This window comes from Paenisporosarcina sp. P5_A11 (assembly GCF_056400705.1).
Genome location: NZ_JBFUKT010000039.1, coordinates 1 through 23,203, shown reverse-complemented (window position 1 = coordinate 23,203; position 23,203 = coordinate 1). Strand labels below are relative to the sequence as shown.

General features: G+C 39.0%; 15 protein-coding genes, 1 pseudogene and 1 riboswitch. Of the genes and pseudogenes, 12 read left to right on the top strand and 4 right to left on the bottom strand.

Annotated features, from left to right (window positions below):
• The 3 genes and pseudogenes from AC1DOS_RS08325 to AC1DOS_RS08315 form a co-directional block, all read left to right on the top strand.
• A partial coding sequence (locus AC1DOS_RS08325) for a S8 family serine peptidase (protein WP_477537120.1) occupies nt 1-2,964 on the top strand: 2,964 nt, incomplete at its 5' end.
• Nucleotides 2,965-3,631: 667 nt separating this feature from the next.
• Nucleotides 3,632-7,942, top strand: a complete 4,311-nt coding sequence (locus AC1DOS_RS08320) for a S8 family serine peptidase (protein ID WP_477537119.1) — start codon at nt 3,632-3,634, stop codon at nt 7,940-7,942.
• 85 nt (nt 7,943-8,027) lie between these two features.
• Nucleotides 8,028-8,264: pseudogene (locus tag AC1DOS_RS08315) on the top strand (D-serine ammonia-lyase); the annotation flags it as partial.
• A 44-nt stretch (nt 8,265-8,308) separates the two neighbouring features.
• Here the strand turns inward: AC1DOS_RS08315 and AC1DOS_RS08310 are convergent.
• Nucleotides 8,309-8,494, bottom strand: coding sequence for a YfhD family protein (locus tag AC1DOS_RS08310; protein WP_477537118.1), 186 nt, complete (start codon nt 8,492-8,494; stop codon nt 8,309-8,311).
• 227 nt (nt 8,495-8,721) lie between these two features.
• Here AC1DOS_RS08310 and AC1DOS_RS08305 point away from each other — a divergent pair, with 227 nt between their 5' ends.
• From AC1DOS_RS08305 to AC1DOS_RS08285, 5 genes are all read left to right on the top strand, one after another.
• Nucleotides 8,722-9,675 (top strand): TRM11 family SAM-dependent methyltransferase, encoded by a 954-nt coding sequence (locus AC1DOS_RS08305; RefSeq protein ID WP_477537117.1) that lies wholly within the window; start codon nt 8,722-8,724, stop codon nt 9,673-9,675.
• Between the two features lie 34 nt (nt 9,676-9,709).
• The gene (locus AC1DOS_RS08300) at nt 9,710-10,210 is read left to right on the top strand and encodes a GNAT family N-acetyltransferase (RefSeq protein ID WP_477537116.1); all 501 of its coding nucleotides are present in this window, start codon (nt 9,710-9,712) and stop codon (nt 10,208-10,210) included.
• A 40-nt stretch (nt 10,211-10,250) separates the two neighbouring features.
• Nucleotides 10,251-10,646, top strand: a complete 396-nt coding sequence (locus tag AC1DOS_RS08295; RefSeq protein ID WP_477537115.1) for a DUF1761 domain-containing protein — start codon at nt 10,251-10,253, stop codon at nt 10,644-10,646.
• 182 nt (nt 10,647-10,828) lie between these two features.
• Nucleotides 10,829-11,962, top strand: a complete 1,134-nt coding sequence (locus AC1DOS_RS08290) for an MFS transporter (protein WP_477537121.1) — start codon at nt 10,829-10,831, stop codon at nt 11,960-11,962.
• Between the two features lie 83 nt (nt 11,963-12,045).
• Nucleotides 12,046-12,360, top strand: coding sequence for a TFIIB-type zinc ribbon-containing protein (locus AC1DOS_RS08285; RefSeq protein ID WP_477537114.1), 315 nt, complete (start codon nt 12,046-12,048; stop codon nt 12,358-12,360).
• Between the two features lie 128 nt (nt 12,361-12,488).
• Here AC1DOS_RS08285 and AC1DOS_RS08280 read toward each other — a convergent pair whose 3' ends face one another.
• Nucleotides 12,489-13,322, bottom strand: coding sequence for a TetR/AcrR family transcriptional regulator (locus AC1DOS_RS08280; RefSeq protein ID WP_477537113.1), 834 nt, complete (start codon nt 13,320-13,322; stop codon nt 12,489-12,491).
• Between the two features lie 100 nt (nt 13,323-13,422).
• On the opposite strand from AC1DOS_RS08280, the gene AC1DOS_RS08275 reads away from it, so the two are divergent.
• Entirely contained in the window at nt 13,423-16,506 is a 3,084-nt protein-coding gene (locus tag AC1DOS_RS08275) for an efflux RND transporter permease subunit (RefSeq protein WP_477537112.1), read from the top strand.
• A 443-nt stretch (nt 16,507-16,949) separates the two neighbouring features.
• Here AC1DOS_RS08275 and AC1DOS_RS08270 read toward each other — a convergent pair whose 3' ends face one another.
• The gene (locus AC1DOS_RS08270; RefSeq protein ID WP_477537111.1) at nt 16,950-19,043 is read right to left on the bottom strand and encodes a metallophosphoesterase family protein; all 2,094 of its coding nucleotides are present in this window, start codon (nt 19,041-19,043) and stop codon (nt 16,950-16,952) included.
• A gap of 214 nt (nt 19,044-19,257) precedes the next feature.
• Here AC1DOS_RS08270 and AC1DOS_RS08265 point away from each other — a divergent pair, with 214 nt between their 5' ends.
• Together AC1DOS_RS08265 and AC1DOS_RS08260 are read left to right on the top strand one after the other, a co-directional pair.
• Nucleotides 19,258-19,887, top strand: a complete 630-nt coding sequence (locus AC1DOS_RS08265) for a spore coat protein (RefSeq protein ID WP_477537110.1) — start codon at nt 19,258-19,260, stop codon at nt 19,885-19,887.
• Between the two features lie 265 nt (nt 19,888-20,152).
• A riboswitch (cyclic di-AMP (ydaO/yuaA leader) is annotated at nt 20,153-20,302 on the top strand.
• A 136-nt stretch (nt 20,303-20,438) separates the two neighbouring features.
• Complete coding sequence (locus AC1DOS_RS08260; RefSeq protein WP_477537109.1) at nt 20,439-22,265, top strand: APC family permease; 1,827 nt, start codon at nt 20,439-20,441, stop codon at nt 22,263-22,265.
• 85 nt (nt 22,266-22,350) lie between these two features.
• On the opposite strand, the gene AC1DOS_RS08255 is transcribed toward AC1DOS_RS08260, so the two are convergent.
• A complete protein-coding gene (locus tag AC1DOS_RS08255) occupies nt 22,351-22,848 on the bottom strand; it encodes a hypothetical protein (RefSeq protein ID WP_477537108.1) in 498 nt (165 codons plus the stop codon).
• A 171-nt stretch (nt 22,849-23,019) separates the two neighbouring features.
• Here AC1DOS_RS08255 and AC1DOS_RS08250 point away from each other — a divergent pair.
• The coding region (locus tag AC1DOS_RS08250) for an FAD-binding protein (RefSeq protein ID WP_477537107.1) at nt 23,020-23,203 on the top strand (184 nt) is incomplete at its 3' end.

Below are 23,203 nucleotides of genomic sequence, written 5' to 3'. Positions count from 1 at the left end.
AGCGATGTTTCCATGACCATTCCTACATTTAGTGGAAGCGTTTACACTAATGAATTTGATGATTTGCAACTTCTCGGAAAAGATTTTTCAGACCAATTAGAAGATTTACAAGGAAAATCCTTACCATTTGTATATGCGGGACTTGGTAAAGCAACTGATTTTGCCGGGAAAGATGTCAACGGGAAAATTGCGTTGATTCAGCGCGGGGAACTTGCGTTTGATGAAAAAATCAAAAACGCCAAAAACGCTGGGGCTAAATCAGTGATTGTGTATAACAATGTCGACGGGCAAATACCTKCCTACTTGGGCGAGGTCGTCGGGTTAATCCCTTCTTTCCGCCTGTCAAAAGCGGATGGTGAGCGATTAAAGGGGCTGGGCGAAGGTTCTTTCACATTTGGAACGTTAAATAAAACAAAAACAGAAGGCGATCATTTAGCTGATTTCAGTTCACGCGGACCGGTAAATGGCAATTATGATATTAAGCCGGATGTAGTCGCTCCAGGTGTGTCCGTATTCTCCACAACACCGGAATTCATCAATGATCCGCAGGACGGTATTAATTACGGGAATGCCTATGTACGTATGTCGGGAACATCGATGGCTACGCCACACGTGGCAGGTGCAGCCGCATTGATTTTACAGGAGCATCCGGAATATACTCCTTTCGATGTGAAATTGGCACTCATGAATACTTCGGATGATTTAAAAGGGGATAATTCTGTATACGAAGTGGGCGCGGGACGAATCGATGCCTATCAAGCGGTTCATGCAGATACGTCTATCAAAGTATGGGATAAGACACAAAATATCGAAAATGGTAAAGTCGTAGAAATTGATGAAGAAACAGGTTCCATTGTATTCGGAAGACATATTAAAAAAGATGATCAACCCATTGAAGCAAGTAAAAAGGTGACCGTTCAAAACAACAGCCAGGAAGAAAAATCTTTCAAAATAGAAGTAGAGTATCACGGTGAGCGAAAAGGGATTCAAGATGCAGTGAGTAACGGTGTTACAGTGGATGTGCCTTCATCGATTACAGTGGGAGGCGGCCAAGTGCAGGAGCTCCAGCCTAACATAACGATACCAACCAGCGCTGCGGGAGGAAGATATGAAGGGTATATTCATGTGACCAATGCCAACAATCCAGACGAAACCTATCAAATTCCATTCGCTGTGATGGTGACGGAAAAAGGATTTGATTATGTCAAAACGACTAGACCATCCGTGACAAATACGACAGCTTTCTGGCAATATAATGACAAAATGATCCATATCATTATGAAAATTAATAGCCCAATGAAAACCATGGATGTGCTTGTAAAAGACAGTAAAACAGGAAAAGCTGTTGGGTTCATAGGAACAGCTAATATTAGTAAATTACAATTAGATAGAGAAGTGTATCTTACTGGTGCGTTCAGCGGTACGGTCTTACCATTTACAAATGATCCTGCCAATCCAATCAGTGATCTTCCAATAAAGCTTCCAGCAGGCGATTATATACTGGAACTGATTGCACACGATGAGGATGGGAAATCATATGTTTTTGACAATCCGCTTATCGTGGACAATGAAGCACCAGAAGTCAACATGGATATAAAATCGGGTGTAATCGAAATCAATGATTCTATGTTTACAGTAGAAGATGGCCAAAAAGCAGTGTGGCTGCATGGAACAGCTAAGGATGCGACAGTGGATTTATTACAATCTAAAGGGTTGGACGTCGATCAATCGTCCAACACTATGGCTTACTACGCAGGTGACTCTACGTATATAGGTGGGTACTTCCCGGTTCAAGCGAATGGAGATGTAAAATTAGGAATTGAGGAAAGTGATATTGCAAAAAAACCTATGAGATTTTGGTTGAGAACATGGGATACTGCAACGGCAGTTGGTTACCAAAAGTATTACTTCATGAAAGAAGGAACAGAATATACGACTACTAGTTATAACAAGCAAGAGTTGAGACTCGGTGATAACTTTACGATGACACTCAGCCTTAATAATGTGAAACAGCTTGTCTCCGGAGAATTTAATGTAGAGTTCTTAAAAGATTACTTCAAGTTCTCGAATGTGAAGCTGAACACTGCAGTCAAACAATATGCAATGGAAAAAGGCTTACAGGTATCACTACATGAGCCTGCTGTGACGGAAGGTTTATACAATAATAGTTTGAACATCGGTGCTTCCATTACTGGAAATGTATTCAGAGGACTGGATGGAGACATGCCGTTCCTAGATGTAACGTTTAAAGTAGTGAAAGGTGAAGTTTACGAAGATGTTCCTGGATTTGAAGTCAAGAAGGGGTCTTATAAGAAATCAGGACAAATAGCAAGCACCGATATTCCTTTTTACAACACTCAAGATCTTAAAGTAATTCCTACACAGACACAGTTGATAGGAGCCATCACTCCGGAAGCATTTATTTTACAAGGTTCAGGGGCGGAATATTTGAAAGCGGCGGATTATTCGAAAATAGGGGCACAAGTATACGCTCTTTCCAGAAGCGGTAAAAAGTATAAAGGAACAATTAAAAGAAATGCATCTTTCGAGATCAATGGTATTCCGGCTTCCGATCAAGTGTATACAGCCGTTTTCGAAATTCCGGGGCATCTTAAAGTGATGAAGAAATTCATTCCTGGATATCATGATGCAAATGGTGAGCTACGTGGGCAATTTTTAAGAATTGGTCAGAGAAGTCTTGCAGGGGATGTGAATGGCGACAAAATGATTGATATCCTCGATATCCAAAGTGTCGTGGATGCATACGGTACGAAAGATACTTCCATCGTGCCGCAAGATCTCAATCAAGATGGTGTGGTAGACGAGACAGACATTCGCTTCGTTGAGAAAAATTTCTTAACGAAGGGACCGGATGCACCGGCCGATAAACAGCCAAAAGAAAAAATTGGCAAAAAAGGTCTGGAATACTTCCTGCGTCTTATCGGTCTTGAGCCGAAACAATAAACATAATCCCATCAGGGCTGTTAATAAAAGAAGAGGACTCAAAGTGAAATGTCCCCTTTCTAAAGGACAAAACAGGTTAGGCCACAACAGAAGATGATTTCTGTATTCTGGACTTACCCCTCTCAAGTAGAAAGCAATTAAAAAGTGATTATTAAGCAACCTTGGCCCTGTATTCTTGAGGGCTAAGGTTTTAATTTCTTCTGGAATCGTTTGTTATTGTAGAACCAAATATAGCGCTTTACCGCATGCTCCACTTGTTTCTGTTACGTAAACTGCTATCGATAAAACACACTGTGTTTTATCACGAAGGGATTGAACAATATATTGACTTTTTGTTCCGCCGGCGAGATGACATTTGAAGCCAAACCAGAAGACTTCGCTTTACTATTCTTTTTTACCTCCCATTGTGGGTAAGTGGGTAAGTCTGGTACTTTATTATTCCGCTTTAATACTAGTGATTGAAATAGTACTTTTGTTTTATACTGGTATAGAACCAATAACAGCAACATTTACATCCTATGTTTAATTTTCAGAAAAGTAGAAATATGAGATGATAAAAGACAGAATCGAGTTAACTAGTTTCATGGAATCTTCTTTAAAAGACTTGTTTGTAAAAAATATAAGTTAAGAGAGAAAAAACAATTACATAAGGACAAGGGGATGCGGTATGAAGGGGAAAAAAATCAATAAGATTCTTACAGGAACGCTAGCTGTTGGCATGTTATTATCTCAAGGTGCTCCATATAACGTATTGGCGAAAAGCCCGTTTGAGCTGAAATCGGTTGATCATGCGGAAGAAATTATAAAGAACCTGACTGCAGAACAAAGAAAGGCATTAGAGCAATTAGAAACAAATACAACCTTTACCATTTCACCGGATATTGATGCGAATAGCCCTGAATTAGTCAAAGTCATCGTCGAATTTGAACAGGCGCCGGCGAAAATTGAAGTGATGAAACAAGCAGCGAAAGGAAAAAAACTATCTTCTTCTGCTGCAAATGAAAAAGTGGAACAATCACACAAAGCTTTTAAAGCGCATGTGCAATCATTGAAATCACAGAAAAACGTGACTAATTACAAAGTGGAAGATGTAAACATCACAAGAGAGTATAAAAACGCCATTAACGGTGTAGCGATAACACTGCCTGGTTTGGCAGTTAAGGATTTGCTGCAATCTGGTGTAGTTAAACATGTCTTTAAAGATTACGAGGTAAAAGTGGATCCGCCGGTAGAAACGAAAGAAGCCATTGATCCTAAAATGGCAGATAGTATTCCACAAATTGGCGTGGACAAGCTTCATGCCGAGAATATTAAGGGTAAAGGCATTAAAGTCGGTGTGCTAGATACAGGGATTGACTACAATCATCCAGACTTAAAAGATGTTTATAAGGGCGGATATGATTTTGTAGATGATGATGCAGATCCGATGGAAACGACCTATCAGGATTGGATTAATGCTGGCAAGCCAACATATCCTGGTCGTGTGTATTACACGAGTCATGGAACACATGTCGCAGGGACGATTGCAGCCCAACAGAAAAACGGTGTGGATTATGCTGTGAAAGGGGTAGCACCGGAAGTAGATTTATATGCTTATCGAGTATTGGGAGTTTGGGGTGGAGGAGATACAGCGGGAATCCTTGCTGGAATCGATCAAGCGATTACAGATGGCATGGACGTCATYAAYWTGTCRCTYGGCGCCGCGACGAACRATCCTTTATACGCYACTTCTGTCGCRRTAAATAATGCCATGCTTTCAGGYGTRGTGRCCGTMGTYGCTGCRGGTAACKCCGGACCGAACGAAAAAACGCTTGGTTCTCCAGGAACAGCGGCTCTCGGTATTTCAGTAGGGGCRAGCGATGTTTCCATGACCATTCCTACATTTAGTGGAAGCGTTTWCACTAATGAAAATGATAATTTGCAACGACTCGGCGAAGACCTTTCTCATCAATTAGAAGATTCAAAGCTTATCAGCGAGGCCCTTTCTCCTCAACAAGAAGATTCGAAACGCTTCGGCAAAGATTTTTCTCCAAAATTGGAAGATAAGAAGGAGGGCTTGTCTCACCAGTTAGAAGATTTGCAACTTCTGGGCAAAGATTTTTCTGATCGATTAGAAGATTTACAAGGACAATCCTTACCAATTGTATTTGCGGGACTTGGTAAAGTAACTGATTTTGCCGGAAAAGATGTCAGCGGGAAAATTGCGTTGATTCAGCGCGGGGAAATTGCGTTTGATGAAAAAATCAAAAACGCCAAAAACGCTGGGGCTAAATCAGTGATTGTGTATAACAATGTCGACGGGCAAATACCTTCCTACTTGGGCGAGGTCGTCGGATTAATCCCGTCTTTCCGCCTGTCAAAAGCAAATGGTGAGAGGTTAAAGGAGCTAGAAGAAGGTACTTTCACATTTGAAACGTTAAGTAATACAAAAACAGAAGGCGATCATTTAGCAGATTTCAGTTCACGCGGGCCGGTAGAAGGAAATTATGATATCAAGCCGGATGTAGTTGCTCCAGGTGTGTCCATATTCTCCACGACACCAGAATTTATCAATGATCCACAGGACGGCATGAATTACGAGAATGCTTACGTACGTATGTCGGGGACATCGATGGCCTCGCCACACGTGGCAGGTGCAGCCGCATTGATTTTACAGGAGCATCCGGAATACACGCCTTTCGATGTGAAATCGGCACTCATGAATACTTCGGATGATTTACAAGGGGATAATTCTGTATACGAAGTGGGCGCAGGACGAATCGATGCCTATCAAGCGGTTCATACAGATATATCCATCAAAGTATGGGATAAGACAAAAAATATCGAAAATGGAAACGTCGTAGAAATTGATGAACAAACAGGCTCCATTGTATTCGGCAGATATTATAAAAAAGGTAATGAACCAATTGAAGCAAGCAAAAAGATGACGGTTCAAAACAACAGCCAGGAAGAAAAATCTTTTAAACTAGAAGTGGAGTATCACGGTGAGCGCAAAGGCATTCAAGATGCAGTGAGTAACGGTGTACAAGTGGCTGTACCTTCATCGATTACAGTGGGAGGCGGCCAAGTACAGGAGCTCCAGCCAAAAATAACGATTCCAGCCAGCGCTGCGTCAGGAAGATATGAAGGGTATATTCATGTGACCAATGCAAACAATCCAGCCGAATCCTATCAAATCCCATTCGCTGTGATGGTGACGGAAAAAGGGTTTGCTTATGTCAAAACGACTAGACCATCCGTAACAAATATGACGCCTTTCTGGGAACTTAATGACACATTCATTCATGTAATCATGAAGATGAATAGCCCAATGAAAACCATCGATGTACTTGTAAAAGACAGTGAAACAGGAAAAGCTGTTGGGTTCTTAGGAACAGTTGATGTGAGTAGATTACTTGTAGATGCGGAAACTTTTCTTGTGGGTGCGTTCGCCGGTTTGGTCTATCCATTTACAAATGATCCTTCCAAGCCGATCAGTGATTATACTGTAAAGCTTCCAGAAGGTGATTATATACTGGAAATGATTGCACACGATGGAGAAGGTGGATCATATGTTTTTGATAATCCGCTTATCGTAGACAATACAGCACCAGAAGTGAACATGGATATCAAACCGGGTGTAATCGAGATCAATGATTCTATGTTTACAGTAGAAGGTGGCAAAAAAGCAGTGTGGCTGCATGGAACAGCTAAGGATGCGACAGTGGATCTATTACAATCTAAAGGGTTGGACATCGATCAATCATCCAACATGATGGCTTACTACACAAACTCTGGATTCGTAAGCGGGTTCTTCCCGATTGAGTCAAGTGGAGATGTGAAAATCGGAATTGAAGCGAGTGATATTGCAACAAAACCTTTAAATTTGAATTTGAGAACGTCTGATCTTGCAACTGCAGTTGGTAACCAAAAATACTTCTTCCTGAAAGAAGGGACGGAATATACGACTTCCAGTTATGATAAGAAAGAGTTGCAAGTCGGCGATAACGTTACGATGACACTCAGTCTTAATAATGTAAAGCAGCTTGTATCCGGAAAATTTAATTTAGAGTTCAACAAAGAATTGTACAAGTTTGCGAATGTGAAGCTGAACAATGAAGTCAAACAATATGCAATGGAAAAAGGCTTACAGGTATCACTCCATGAGCCTGTTGTGACGGAAGGTACATTCAATAATAGTTTGAATATCGGTGCTTCCATTACTGGAAATGTATTCAGCGGACTGAACGGAGATATGCCATTCCTCAATGTAACGTTTAAAGTTGTGAATGATGAATATTACAATGTTTTACCTGGATTTCTGGTTCAGAAGGCGTCTTATCTGAAATCGGGACAAACAGCAGACACTGCCATTCCTTATTACGGCACTGAAACCCTTAAGATGATTTCTAAACATACGCAGATGAATGGATCCATCACGCCAGAAGCATTTATGAAATCTGGAGGACCAGGGCAAGGAGAATCTTTGAGAAAAGCGGATTATTCAAAAATAGGCGCACAAGTATATGCGCTCTCCAGAAGCGGTAAAAAGTATCCAGGAACAATTAGTAAGAATGGATCTTACGTTATCAATGATATCCCGGCTAGCGATCAAGAATATTCAGTTGTTTTCGAAATTCCGGGGCATCTYAAAGTGATGAAGAAGTTCATTCCTGGATATAATGTAAATGGTGAGCTACGTGGGCAATATTCAAGATTTGGCCAGAGAAGTATTGCTGGGGATGTGAATGGCGACAAAATGATTGATATCCTCGATATCCAGAGTGTCGTGGATGCATACGGTACGAAGGATTCATCCATCGTGCCGCAAGATCTCAATCAAGATGGTGTGGTAGACGAGACAGACATTCGCTTCGTTGAGAAAAATTTCTTAATGAAGGGACCGGATGCGTCTGCCGATAAACAGCCAAAAGAAAAGATTGGAAAGAAAGGTCTGGAATACTTCCTGCGTCTTGTCGGTCTTGAGCCGAAACAATAACATGGGATGTTGATAAAGGGGAGGAATGCGAAAGCATTTCTCCCCTTTTTACTATATGGAGCTAATCGTTTCAGTATTTTGATCAAATCCTAAATATGAGCCATTTCAAACTGAGATTAAAAAAATTTCACTTAATGAAAAAGATGATGGAATCATTGTATCTCCGATTGTACCCGTCCCGGCGATGCATCAACAGTTAGAAGGGACATTTTTGTTAAAATGTGACAGCCACCTTCCCGTTTTAGGTTCTATTAAAGCACGCGGCGGCATTTACGAAGTGTTGAAACACGCAGAAATGTTGGCTCTTAAACATGGTTTATTGAAGGTAATGGTGTTAAATATGATGGTACTAAAACAAAATATTTCTTATTTATAGCGTCGATAATTGGGCTTGTCTTTGTTTTTCTCTGGTTGAATATTGTTATTAATTATTTCCGTTAATTCACGAGAAAATTCGTCTCGGCCATTGTCTGTATGTCGCTTTTCAGTTTTAGGTGTTTGTGTTTTAGGCTTTTGATTGTTACTTGAAGACTTTTGATTATTTTTTTCCATGATTAGATCCCCTTTCAAAATGTCCGTCTTAACGTAGTATGGATTTGAATAGCTATCTTCAAACCTCCTTCAACTGAATTCAAATTAATGTTTATTTCAATATCTTAAATAAAAGTTGGAAATTGAGTATTTGTTAAAAAGTCCGTTAAGAGTACTCACCAATTGTTATACTAATAAGTAACAGCTCAATTATTAATTGAAGAGCTTGAAAAAAGGATGGGAATGACTTGAATCAACTAGCTCAAACAGGTGAGTTTATTTATACATACGCTTATACCCCAGACGAAGAATCACTGTGTCATTTAGAGATGCGTTCATTTCTTGGAATGGATACTCATTCAAAAATACTCAAAAGCTCAATAGACATTAATCCAAGCAGAAGCCCATTTATGAAAGAGCGGATTGAAGTCTTATTTGATGGCGATGAGCTTTCAGATATTTTGAAACAAGTGGAAGTAATTAAGATGAATAACACAACATTTAAAGTGATTTTTGTCAAAATTAATGATTTGGCAACTGCGAAAAAAGTGGAATACCAACAAAAACGTGAGATTGAGCGTGAGATTGGCATGATCATTGAAGGGGAAGCAGATGTTCATCATCCGGAAATCACATTTGGTCTAGTACCGTTCGATGGTCGATGGTATTTCGGGATATATGTGAAAAGTGAAGCAGTTTGGTTACGTCATTTGAAAAAGCCTCGTGAATATTCAACCGCACTTAGTACGCGTGTCGCTCGAGCAGTAGCAAATATTGCAGTCCCTATCCCTGAAGGTGTTAAAGCAATCGACCCTTGTTGCGGGATTGGCACGGTATTAGTTGAAGCCCTTTCAATGGGAATTGATATAGTAGGCCGTGATATTAATCCGCTCGTGGTGTTAGGTTCGCGTGAAAATATTGCCCATTTTGGATTGACTGGAGAAGTAGACCTTGGTCCAATAGCGGAAGTGACGAAGAACTATGATGCGACAATTATTGATATGCCTTACAATCTCTACACGCATGCTACCCCCGAAGAACAGCTTTCGATTATCAAGAACGCGCGACCCTTTTCGAAGAAATTAGTCGTGGTCACGATTGATAATATCGACCATATGATCAAAGAAGCAGGATTTAACATAATAGACAGATGTGTTGCAAAAAAAGGGATATTTTCGAGAGAAATTCTTGTGTGTAAGTAACTCATCTTGATATAGAAACTGGGAGTCTTTTCAGTTGATTAAATATGAAAAGGTGATGATATTAGGGAAAAGTAGAATGAAAATGAAGTGTAGACTTGAAAAACAATTGATATCCACTACTTTTCACCTTAAACCTATTACACAACAAGACATCATGAAAGTAGCTGCTACGATGTTAGAAGCTTATGAAGGTACGGTCGATCAACAAGAAGACACGTTGCAAGAAGCCATTCTTGAGGTGAACAAAATAATAAAAGACGGTTATGGGCCGTTTATAGCCGAAGCTTCTTATTGGATTGAAATGAATAACGAAGCGGCTGCTGTGATTTGCATCAATCTGTGGGACAAAAAACCGTTAATAACGGAAATTTACACAGGAAAAAAATTTCTTCATCAAGGAATGGCGAGTACGTTAATTACAAAGAGCATGAATACGCTAAAACTAATGGGGTATGATGAATTGATTCTAAATGTAACAGCTGAAAATTCGGATGCCCTACATTTATATAAAAAATTAGGTTTTGTGCAGGGGTAATTCTTTTAACAATTGAACTATCTAGGAAAGGAGGATTTACATGTTAATCGATTGGAATGAATTTAATATAATCGCCATAATCGTTGGTGGCTTATTGTACATGGTATATGGGGGGATTTACTACTCTGTGAGACTAGGAGGAGATAAACATCCAGAGAAGAAACAAAATGAAGTAGAAGGACCAATGAAATACGTTATTTCTGTGGTGGTTGCATTTATAAGCTCATTTATTATGGCTGTTTTTGTACAAGCGACTGGGTCTGAAGGAATTGTAGCAGGTATGCTCATTGGATTTATGGTAGGTTTCATTATTACTCTTGTGTACTTGAAAAATAGATTATTTGGTCTTATGACAAAGCAATCATTCATGATTGCAGTCGGTGATCATCTAGTTATCTTTACTTTGCTAGGTGCCTTGCACGGTTGGTTGATGTAAGCAGGATAATAGAGCATCTTCTCATACCGAGAAGATGCTTTTACCAATTTAATATATTCTCATCGATGGTTTTCGACCATTCTTTTATTTTTTCGACTATTTCGAATTCTTCCGTTCTACGTAAGGCTTGGGATTCAGAAAGAAATTGCTCTGTTTAGAAAGAAGGAATTCCTTTGATTTTTATGTATGTTTTACTGGTAGTGGCATTTATCGATATGTTTTCACAGCTACCCGTAATTGCGCCTTTTGCTACTAGTTTAGGTGCTACACCGATAATAGTAGGCTCGGTAATCGCGGTATATTCATTCTCCAATATGTTAGGAAATGTGTTGTCGGGAATTTGGGTAGATAAGTTTGGGTCAAAGCGTATTTTAGCTAGCAGTTTGATTCTAGCTGGTGGACTCGTTTTCTTTTATACATACGTTACTAATCCATCTCAACTATTAGCCATACGGTTTTTTCATGGATTTGCGGCTGGGTTTATCGTGCCCGCCGCATTTGCTGCGATTGGACGAAATGACGATACAGAATCTAATGGCAAAAAGATGTCTCATTCAGGAGCTGCCATCGGAATAGCGGCGATAATTGGTCCTGCAATGGGAGCAATCATTAGCAGTAGATTTGGTATTGAATGGTTATTTTACTTCATTTCTGTAGCCTTGATTTTAGTTGGATTCATTTCTCTCGTATTGATTAAATCTAAACCACCTGGGGTGAAGGAATCAAACATACAAAAAGAGTCGGGATTTGCTTTTATAAAAAAACCTGATATTCAATTTGCTTATATCGCTATTTTCTTGTTGCTTCTTATGCAAGGTTTACTTACTTATGCTATGCCTTTGAAAGTGGAAGAGCTTAATCTAGCGCAAGAAATGACAGGTATATTCTTAAGCGTATTTGGCATTGTGGCTATTCTCTTTTTCATACTGCCTTCTAATCGGATGTTTGATCGAATCAATAATCGTAAATTAATGTTTAGTGGATTGTTCATCGTTTCTTTATCTGTTTTCGGTTTGGGTCTTTCAACATCTTCAAGTGAATTATTTATATCCATGATTTTCTATGGGATTGGTTTTGCCTTATTATTTCCTTCCACGAGTGCAACGATTATGAAAGGTACAAACTCTCAAAATCGAGGGAAAGCATTCGGCATTTATTACGCTTGTTTTTCATTAGGTGTCATTTCGGGGTCGTTTATAGCTGGACTTCTTGGAACATCCGCCATGTTAATTTTTACAGTAGGGGCTGCCATTGTTTTTATTAGTGGCATACTAATGTTTTTGAATTGGAAACAGATACTAAGTAATAGTTCCTGAGGGATGAGGCAGGTCAATTTTCTGAACATCGTGTTATGCTTATGGGAGAAACCATGTTCATTGATACAGAAGGAGTGATTTAGTTGAATTGTCCAGTATGTGATAATGTTCGAATGAGAGAAGTCGAAAAAGAAAATGTGATGATTGATGTTTGTCCAGATTGTAAAGGTGTTTGGCTTGATCGTGGAGAACTAGAAAAAATTACACAAGGTTTAAAAGAAGATCAAAAATCTTTTAGTCAGTCATACGAAAATGATAATCGTCCATATAGAGACGATCGAGATAAAAGAAATGATTATGATAGAGGATACGATTCTAAGTATTCAAAAGAAGGATATCCACCAAAACACAAGCGAAAAAAATCAATGACCGACATTCTCGGTGATTTATTAGGATAAAATTTATAAATGAAATTCAAAAAGACTTGTCGCGAGACAAGTCTTTTTATTATGTCGATAACATAGGTTTTTAAGTGGAATTCAAACAATTTCAGCTGAATGATAGGATTTTTTCCGGGTTTTCCTTATTAAAACTTATAATAACCACGAAGCAAATAAGAAATCCATTTGCAATGAGGATGATTTCGGATATTTTCTAATAACCCTTTCACGATGGCTTGACTCAGCGTTGGTTCAATTAAATGTTGCTTTAGCAGGATTAACGATTCTTTTTCAATAGATTCTTCAATTTCCTCAATTTTCTGTTCCATGATGTCGAGGATTTGTTCCTTTGTCACTTCTTCATTCAACGGTTCATTGCCTATTTGGATCATCTCTTGTGAAATGAACGGGATGGTCGTATGTCTCGCAAGTAAATTTGTTTTTTCCACGAGCGATCGGGAAAGTAAATTCAAATCCACCGGTGACTTCTGAAGTAAAAATAATTGTGAATAAATGCTGATAAATCCTTTAATGCAATACACCAAATCATATTTGGTATGTTCGACCTCTTCCCCATATACACGTTCAATCAGTGACAAAATGGTCTTCTCGAACAATTTGTCATAGGCCCGCATTTTAATGATGAAGTCCTTATTGAATGAATGGGTTTGCTCTTTCATTAGAACCTTGGTGAAATCTGAGTGTTTTTGAAAGGAATGGAACGTCGAGTAATAAAACTCATAGAACAGTTTTTCATCGTCTTCCGTGTTTGTGACTACATAGTCAGCATCCGCTGTGAACTGTATCATGAAATGGTCAATCAATGCTAAAATCAATTCGTCCTTGGACTTAAAAGATAAGTAAAAAGCCCCTTTTGAAATGCTGCAATAATCTGTTATCTGTTGTATGGAAGTCGCTTCAAAACCCTGTTTTGCAAAGAGTTCCAGTGATTTTTCCATAATTAGCTGTTTTTTATTCATTATATTTTTATCGCTCCTAGTTCCTATTGTTGACAATTGACCGATTGGTCATTATTATAAATAAATAAGATAGTAAAGTCAATTAGGGGTAGGTGTAAGAGTGAAAGGTTTAGTTAATTTTGTTCTTCATAATAAACTGGCAGTATGGTTACTAACCATTATCATCACTGTAACAGGTATTTATTCGGGTACACGTATGAACATGGAGACAATTCCAGATATTTCGATTCCTTACTTAATGGTAATGGACGTATATCCTGGCGCAACTCCCGAGAAAGTAATGGAAGACGTGTCCATGCCTTTGGAAAAAGCGGTGGAAAACCTTGAAGGTGTGAAAGCCGTCTTTTCGAATTCATATTCAAATATGGCAAATCTTCAAGTGGAATACGAGTACGGTGTAGATATGGACGAGGCGAATCGTGAATTGAAATCTGCGCTGGAAGCAGTGACTTTGCCTGGAGGGGCACAAAAGCCGACAGTTACGGCAATTAGCATGAACATGATGCCAGTTGCTGCGTTGAGTATAGCCAGTACGACAGAGGATATTGTTGAATTAACGTCAACAGTAGAAGAAATCATACTTCCGAAAATCGAGAAGATTAATGGTGTAGCTTCTGCAACCATTGCAGGTCAGCATATTAATGAAGTACAACTTACTTACAATAAAGCTAAAATGGCTGAACTTGGCTTGACTGATGACTCTGTTAAGCAGGTGATTGAGGCAAGTGACCTGGCAGTTTCCTTAGGTCTTTACGAGTTTGAAGAAGGTGAAGAAGCCGTAGCGGTAGACGGCAAATTCATGACAGCCGATGAATTGAAGGAAATGCTTATTCCTTTAACACCATCGGAAAAAAATACATCACCATTTGTGAAATTGAGCGAAATCGCGACGATTGAAGAAGTCGGGAAAGTTCAATCAGTTTCACGTACAAACGGCGAAGAAGCCATTTCAATACAAATTGTAAAAGGGCAACAAGCTAATACGGTTGATGTCGTAAACGCTGTGAAAGAGTTAATGGAAGAAGAAGAGAAAAGTATCGATGGTCTTGTTATAGATGTATCACTTGACCAAGGTGCACCAATTGAAGCCTCGGTTACAACGATGATTGAAAAAGCGTTATTCGGTGGTTTGATTGCCGTATTGATCATCCTTTTATTCCTGCGTGATTTCAAATCAACCATCATTTCAATCGTATCGATTCCAGTCTCGATTTTCATGGCATTAATGGTGTTGAACTGGATGAATATTACGCTCAATATCATGACACTCGGTGCGATAACGGTCGCCATCGGTCGTGTTATTGATGACTCCATTGTGGTCGTTGAAAATATTTATCGACGTTTACATCTAAAAGATGAGAAATTGACGGGTCGTGCCCTTGTTCGTGAAGCAACAATTGAAATGTTCAAACCAATCCTTTCATCGACATTGGTAACAGTTGCGGTATTCGCACCACTTATCTTCGTTGGTGGAATGGTCGGCGAGTTGTTCATGCCGTTCGCATTAACAATGACGTTTGCGCTTGTGGCATCATTGATTGTTGCGATTACAATTGTTCCTGCATTATCGCACTTCTTGTTCAAGAAGAAATTATATAGTGAAAAGAATGCAAGCAGTCATAAAGAGTCTGGGAAACTATCCCACTGGTATAAAGGCGTCCTTGGATGGACACTTAACCACAAAATCATCACTTCCATCCTTGCCATTGCTCTATTAGGGGGGAGCTTGGCGTTGACGCCATTGATCGGCTTCAGCTTCATGGGTAGTGAAGAAGAAAAAGTGATGTACTTGACCTACACGCCTGAAGCTGGTGAGCTGATGGATGATACCTTGGCAAACATTGAAGTCGTGGAAGAAGAAATGCTGAAACATGCAGATATTGATATCGTTCAGTTATCACTGACCGAAAGCGGCGATCAAATGTCCGCGATGATGGGTGGCGGTGGAGGCGGTGCATTAATGTACCTAATCTTCGACCCTGAAATGGATGACTTCCCTGGAGCACGCGAAAAAATTGAGGAATATGTGTTTAACATCGGTCAGACGGGCGAATGGAAGAGCCAAAGCTTCACGTCCACGTCGATGGCTACAAATGAAGTGAGTTACACATTCAACAGTGAAGATTTAGATAAACTGAATGAAGCTGTTGTTATGGTGGAAGAAGTCATGAAAGAAAATGACGGACTGGAAGAAGTTTCCTCAAGCTCGGAGGATGCATATGTTGAACATACGTTTAAAGTAGAACAAGATGAATTATTGCAGTATGGATTGACAACGGGCCAAATCGTCATGATGTTAAGCCCGACGACGACACAGGAAGTATTGACAACGGTTGAAAAAGACGGGGACTCATTAGATGTAATCGTTCAGCAGGAAAAAGCTGCACAACCGAAATCAATCGATGATATCCTGGCTACCGAAGTACCGACAGCACTTGGTACAACAGTGCCACTTTCAGAACTAGTAACAGTTGAAAAAGGGACAACGATGAACACCCTCGCACGTAGTAAAGGTGAATACTACGCAACCGTTTCAGGAACAATTCTTGGCGAAGATATTTCAAAAGCGACATCTGAAGTCGATAAAGCAATTGATAAATTGGATTTACCTAAAGGAGTTACAATCGATGTTGCTGGTGCAGCAGCTGATATGACTGAAACGTTCACGCAACTTGGTTTGGCAATGCTTGCGGCAATCGCAATCGTGTATTTCATCCTTGTTGTAACGTTCCGTGAAGGTGTAGCACCATTCGCAATCCTGTTCTCGTTGCCATTTGCGGTAATCGGTTCATTCGTCGGTCTATGGATCGCTGGTGAAACAATTTCTGTATCGGTCATGATGGGGTTATTAATGTTAATTGGTATCGTTGTAACGAACGCCATCGTACTTGTAGACCGTATTATTCATATGGAACGTGATGGTATGACTATGCGTGAAGCGATTCTAGAAGCAGGAGCTACACGTTTACGTCCAATCCTAATGACAGCATTGGCAACTATCGGTGCGTTAATTCCATTAGCAATTGGATCAGGCGGTGGTGGTTTAATCTCGAAAGGTCTTGGTATTACAGTAATCGGTGGTTTAACAAGTTCAACGTTATTAACATTAATTGTTGTTCCAATCGTTTATGAAGTATTATCTAAGCTATTCAAGAAAAATCGTAAAGAAGTAGAAGAAAACTAATGAGATTAGCCCTACAAGTTGATACCTCATCTTGTAGGGCTTTTTGTATAAGGCTCTGTTAAATGATGTTGTTGATAGTAAGCGATTCTGCTGAAAACCTCTGCTCCTGTTTCTGTTTCCTGCATCACTGCGCTAGCTTCGAAACATAAAAGTACGTTGCATCACTGCGTTAGCTTCGTCGCAAAGATAAGGGCCAAACTACTTTTGCTCTTATCTTTCCTGCGGAAAAACGGGCTGTCAAGACTCCGCAGCGAGGCACGAGCGAGGAGGCATGGCAGTTCGTCCGCGAAAAGGGAGCAGATTCTCTCTTTTTTTTATAAAACAACAGTAAAAGTTAACAGGGCCTAGTATAAAAATAGGTTAAAGGCAGATTAATATCAAAAGGTGCAGAAGGAGAACGACTATCCTTCTACACCTTTTTTATATGAATAATAGAAAATCTATTAAGGCTCGTTTGGCATTTGGATAGGTTCAAAAGACAAATCTTCTTTTTCAAGATTCTTCATTTGAAGCAATTTGTTTTGGATAATCTCCGGTGAAATTGAAAACAGGCCTAAGTTATTGTCTGTTTTAATGATGGTCCCTTTGTCTGTTGAAAGATATCGAAGGTTTTCCCTCCAAATGTAGTCAGAAGAGCAAGGTGTATTTGAGGATTCGGTCCGAATGTTGTAAGCATTGTCACAATACCGGACGATGCTTTGCTTTTTCCTTTTTATACTGTTTAACCAAATCGTTGATTTTAACAGCATTCCCCAGAGACCAGAGAAACTCATGTTATTCATCGGACTGCTTGTAAACTGAATTATTTCGGCTACCTTGCCATCCGTGGATTGAATGGAAGTCTTGACGGAAGAGGCATAGTGAACATCCCCTGAGACGATTACACAGATACTAGGATTCCACTTAAAAATCCATTCGAGGAATTCACTAAACCCTTTTCCATTATACTTCCAGGCTTCAAAATCTATTGCTTGATGAACTGGAAACCCAATCGCTCTTAACGGATACACATAAGAGTGTAAAAAAGATTCAATGAGACCCACCCCATATAAGGGGGCAGGCGAGGCAATGATTAAAGGTTCACCGCTACGCCAACCTGTGTTTAATAAAGATTGGGAGACTAGTTGCCAGCCTTTATGACTAATAAGTTGAGGACTTCGTAGGTTTTCTTGAATGAGCATTCCGAGTTTGACTGGTTGAGGAAAATTATCAAACGTCCGTTGTGTTCTCGTATCCAAAAAAACAGTCTTCGGTTCAGTAGGCGCGACAAAATACCAATTTGTATAGTTCCATAAGCAATCTACCCAGCTTTGATAGGTAGTAGATTCAAAAGTGAGTTTAGTAAAATGCATGTTCATTTTATTAATAAACTGTTGATCAAAAGAGTCAGGGGCATTCCCCCAACCCTGAAATGCCCAATAAGCTCCCAGTCCATTTGCAACCACATGCTTACCAAGTGGAGAATTTGAGACATTCTCTTTCCAGTCACTTGAAAGGTTCCAATCATCCGTCACATCGTGATCATCGAAAATCATATAAGTAGGAATGTTTGCGAGAAGTCGTCTAATACGATGAAGTGAAGAGAGGGTTTGTCTGAGGTCATCTGATTGTTCCTCAAAACGCTTCTGAAGTAAAGAATGTTCCGTTTGATGTTCTTTTTCAAATTGAGTTGATTGTGGAAATGCGTAATATATTCTTTTATTTCCATCTTCATCTTCAAATGTAGGTAGTCCCCCTTGCTCTTGAATGGTTTCCCATAGTTCTGGTCCCCATGAGAGCAAATACATGGCTGCATACTCACCAAATTTCATCAAATGGTTCTGTGAATGATTAGAAGTGAAGTGGCAGAATTGCTCCATGATAAATTGCCTTCCATTAATCTGGTGGAGCGATTTGTGAAAAGGTGTTTCGCCTAATCGTTTGTCTAACTTTGTGAGTTCTTCATCCCGTCCCATTATTCGATTGGCTATGGAGGTTATGACGGGGAAAAGGGGGTCGGCTACATCATCCGCATAGATTTGATCTCCTAAAAGAAATAAGGAGTTAGGCCGCTTCGTAAGATCTCGATATGTCGACTGAAGTTCCATATCTCCTGCAGCTAAAGCATCATCTCTTTTGCCATGTAGCTTTCGACAGGAACCGTATAAAATATGGGATTCTAATTGGTGATGTATAAAAAATGAAGGAAATGGTAAATCTCCATAAACAATCGAATGAGTATTATTTGGATTGAGTAATCCAAAACTACTTAAATCTAACATCTCTAATCCTTGATTAAATAGTAAATTGTAGCCTAGAAGAGAATCAGTAGGAAACTTTTCGCTTTCTGGTAACATGCTAACCAAATAAATATAAAGGCTTTTTCCAAGTTGAACTGACCTTGTTTTACAACGAATACTTACGGGAGTCAGTTCTTCGTCCAACATATAGAGTTCCGCTCCCATTTGAAAAGGTCGGCTTGTTGCAATCCAAACGTTAATATTGTGAGTGTCTACTCTTCTTAATATCGGCCCAGCTAAGATAAATGGTAATTCCATTAAAAACACCACCATGTTTTATGAATTACCAATAACCTATTCATTTCCAATATGATGGGTGAGTAAAGTGCGAAAGAMTATTTACTAAAAAAAAAAAAAAAAWTTTTAAATCAGATTATTAACAACTTAACAAAAAAACGTTTTGAATAACTTTTCCTTTTTAATTCATACTAATTCAGATGCACAATTCTGATGAAGAGGAGGAAAATATTATATGACGCAAAACCCACAAGGTCAAATGCACGAAAATATGCATACAGGTCCTGTACCACCACAAATGAACCATGGTGGCCATGAATTATTCGACGTTCATGAAGTGTTATCAGCTTCTGTTGGGGGATTAAACCAGTACACTTTATTACGTCCACATGTCAAAGATCAAGAATTACTTACTATGTTGGATCGCCAGTTCCGATTTATGCAGGAAGAATATAACATTACAGTAGAATGTTTTAGTACAGGTTTAGACCCTTCAAAAGCAACACAAAAATATATGATGAAACAAGATAATGATTTCGTTTTTGGATTAAAACCTTCACAACCGAAAAAGCCAATTCAGTCAGCTGCTGAATTAACAGATGAAATCATTTCAGGGTTTATGCTTGGTGTGCATAAGTCTGGAGCATCTCTTAAAGCTATGTCTGCACTCGAAACAACGAATCCAGTTGTACGACGTGTGCTAGCAGATTCAGTTCCAAACTGTATTGAAATGGCATATGAAGTTTCTATTTATCAAAACAAACATCATTATTATCAAGTGCCACAGCTCGCACAGCAAGATACAATGGCCATTGTGAATTCTTATGCACCATCTAACATCCAACATAATACGGCAAGCCATTAAAAAAGGGACCAGGTCTTCGGATCTGGTTGTTTTTATGTTGAAAAGGCTTCACAATACATATTTCTATAGTAGGCCCGAACTTGTTGTTAAAGATAGAAAAAAGAAAGACTTCAATTATTTAAAGTGAAAGTAGACTAATATCAATGTGCATGATTCTTATAGTGCATAAACTACTAATAATAGGTCACGTAATGTCGTTTCATAATGCATCAAAATTTATGTTTACATGTTGAAAACATAGGAGTAGTATTGTGTGCAGTTTCATATTTCTAAATCGCTTAATCCATATGGAACGGGGGAACCATTTTATCGTGGCTTTTACAGCCGCGTGGGGTGAATCCTACGAATGTAGGTAGGGCTACTCTTTTAGCCCAAACCCGACAGCTAACCCCGTAAGCGTTATGAGAGAGGAATTGGAGCTAGTGAGAATGAAATAATGTCCACTAGGCTATTTCCCTATGCCTTGTGGGCTTTTTTGTCTTTAATCACAGTATTAAGGGTTGTCTTTTCAGAATTAGGAAAGATAACTCAATAAAGAAAGAAGTGGAAAAATGTTATCGGCAGTGAAAAGGTTTTTAATTGGTCGTCCATTAAAGTCATCTGAATTAGGAGAACAAAAGCTAAATAAAACAAAAGCTTTAGCTATTCTTTCTTCAGATGCATTATCTTCGGTTGCATATGGACCGGAGCAAATTTTACTGGTTTTAATTACGTTGGGTACAATCGCTTTTTGGTACTCAATTCCGATTGCAGTTGGTGTCCTTATACTGTTATTAGCACTTATTTTGTCTTATAGACAAATTATATTTGCCTATCCACGTGGTGGTGGTGCTTATATTGTTGCGAAGGAAAACCTTGGAGAAAATGCAGGATTGATTGCAGGAGGTTCATTATTAGTAGATTACATTCTGACCGTTGCAGTTAGTGTCTCGGCTGGTACTGATGCCATCACTTCTGCGGTGCCGACCCTACACGATCATAATGTGGCCATTGCAAGTGTTCTGGTTATATTGATTACTATTTTAAATTTAAGAGGAATAACTGAGTCTGCTTCCATTTTAGCTTATCCAGTCTATTTATTCGTACTGGCGTTATTTATCTTAATTGGCGTTGGGTTTTTCAATATTTTAACTGGAAATGTTTCACCTGATTTGCATACACCACTTGGTACTCCAGTGGCTGGTATCAGCTTGTTTTTATTACTTAGAGCTTTCGCTTCAGGTAGTTCTGCATTAACGGGAGTTGAAGCTATTTCTAATTCAATCCCTAACTTTAAATATCCTGCTGCTAATAATGCCGCTAAAACCTTAACGATTATGGGTTCTTTGCTTGCTGTGTTATTTGTGGGCGTAGTTGGGTTGGCTTACTTCTATGGAATTACACCTAAAGTAGAAGAAACAGTTATTTCCCAAATTGGATCGGAAATTTTCGGACGAAACTATATGTATTATTTCATACAAGGAACGACGGCTTTGATTCTTGTTCTCGCAGCGAATACAGGATATTCGGCATTTCCACTGCTAGCATTTAGCCTTTCAAATGATAAATACATCCCAAGTATGTTTAAGATGAGAGGAGATCGGTTGGGATACTCTAATGGAATCATTACACTTGGTTTCACATCTATCCTTCTCATTATCATCTTTAAAGGGCAAACGGAACACCTTATCCCACTTTACGCAGTTGGTGTATTTATCCCATTCACGTTATCTCAGACAGGTATGCTCGTAAAATGGATGAGAGAAAAGCCGAAAGGTTGGATGACTAAACTCATTATTAACTTTATTGGGGCATTCATTAGTTTTTCGGTTATGATGATTTTCTTTATTACAAAATTTGGGCAAGTATGGGCCGTTCTCGTCTTTTTGCCATTACTCGTTTTTATTTTCCATAAAATAAAAAATCATTATGTGGCTGTTGGTGAACAATTAAGTATATCTACTAGTGAACCTTGTATACCAATCGAAGGAAACGTGATTATTGTACCTGTCGCAGGTATTACGCATGTAGTAGAGAACTCTTTGAACTACGCTAAATCGCTAAATCCACAACAAATCATTGCCGTATATGTAGCTTTTGAGCGAAAAGATGAACATACTTTCGAAGAAAAGTGGAATAAATGGCAACCTGATATTCGACTGGTAACTTTACATTCACAATATAGAAGTATCACTCACCCTTTATCGAAATTTATTAGTAAGGTAGAAAATAAAGCGAATGAATCTAACTATCGTGTAACCGTCTTAATCCCTCAATTTATTCCTAAAAAAGGTTGGCAAAACATCCTTCATAACCAGTCCAGTTTATTAATTAGAGCGATCTTGCTTTACCGAAGAGATGTGGTTGTTACCACAGTACCTTATCGCTTTAAGAAGTAACATGAACGAATAAAAATAAAAACGCATTCATCACGTTCAATCATCGTGAAGAATGCGTTTTTATATGCAGTCAAGTAAAAGATGATTATCGCCATCGATCGACCACTTGTCCACGATTTCCATAAACAGGGTCTGTAGTAGGAATTTTAACTTGTTTGATGTCTGCAAGTGCTTGAGGTCTTTCAATTGGATGCCCAGTTTGAATATTGTAGTCTTTGCCATCAGGATAGGCTCCTACAATTTCGAAATCTGGACTACTTGTTAATTTTTTATGGCCAGTTCCAGCAGGCAATACAAGCACATCACCTGTATTAACCTCAATCGTTTCTCCTTTTGTACCGCCAAGTATTAATTTAGCTGAGCCTGCTCGAACCCCTAGGACTTCATGCGTAATGCTATGGTAATGGTGATAATCTAGTACACCATTCACCCAACTATTTCGCCAATTATTCAATTTGAAAGTTGCTTCAATTTCATGTGGATGTTTTTTGAAGACACCAGGATATAAAATAGCTGGCAAATCCGGATTGTTTGGAATGGTGCCATCGTCTTCGAACATAAATAGTTTGTAAGTAAAACTCATCACACTTTTCCTCCTTTATGGTCTTAACAGTAAAACTACCCGTTCTAGCAAATAAGTAATCTTCTCGTTTGAATGGATCTAAAGAAGGAAAGAGTACTTTTATACAACTAATCATACATACCAAGTTATTGGTATAGAAGACGCTAGTAAGGGTCAATAGGAGGAAATAAGATGAAAGATTGCACGGTTATAGGGGGAGGTCCTGCAGGATTAAATGCAACCTTGATATTAGGAAGGGCGAGAAGAAATGTCATCTTGGTGGATAGCAATGAAGCTCGTAATAAAGTGACATTTACATCTCACGGATTCGTGACACGAGATGGAATTACACCATCAGAATTTCGAGATTTTGCCC

What these genes read in the sequence shown, in the direction of transcription:
- AC1DOS_RS08310 (WP_477537118.1), bottom strand. Translation starts at nt 8,494, where the DNA reads ATGGAAAAAAATAATCAAAAGTCTTCAAGTAACAATCAAAAGCCTAAA.
- AC1DOS_RS08295 (WP_477537115.1), top strand. Translation starts at nt 10,251, where the DNA reads ATGTTAATCGATTGGAATGAATTTAATATAATCGCCATAATCGTTGGT.
- AC1DOS_RS08290 (WP_477537121.1), top strand. Translation starts at nt 10,829, where the DNA reads ATGTATGTTTTACTGGTAGTGGCATTTATCGATATGTTTTCACAGCTA.
- AC1DOS_RS08280 (WP_477537113.1), bottom strand. Translation starts at nt 13,322, where the DNA reads ATGAATAAAAAACAGCTAATTATGGAAAAATCACTGGAACTCTTTGCA.
- AC1DOS_RS08270 (WP_477537111.1), bottom strand. Translation starts at nt 19,043, where the DNA reads ATGGAATTACCATTTATCTTAGCTGGGCCGATATTAAGAAGAGTAGAC.
- AC1DOS_RS08265 (WP_477537110.1), top strand. Translation starts at nt 19,258, where the DNA reads ATGACGCAAAACCCACAAGGTCAAATGCACGAAAATATGCATACAGGT.
- AC1DOS_RS08260 (WP_477537109.1), top strand. Translation starts at nt 20,439, where the DNA reads ATGTTATCGGCAGTGAAAAGGTTTTTAATTGGTCGTCCATTAAAGTCA.
- AC1DOS_RS08255 (WP_477537108.1), bottom strand. Translation starts at nt 22,848, where the DNA reads ATGAGTTTTACTTACAAACTATTTATGTTCGAAGACGATGGCACCATT.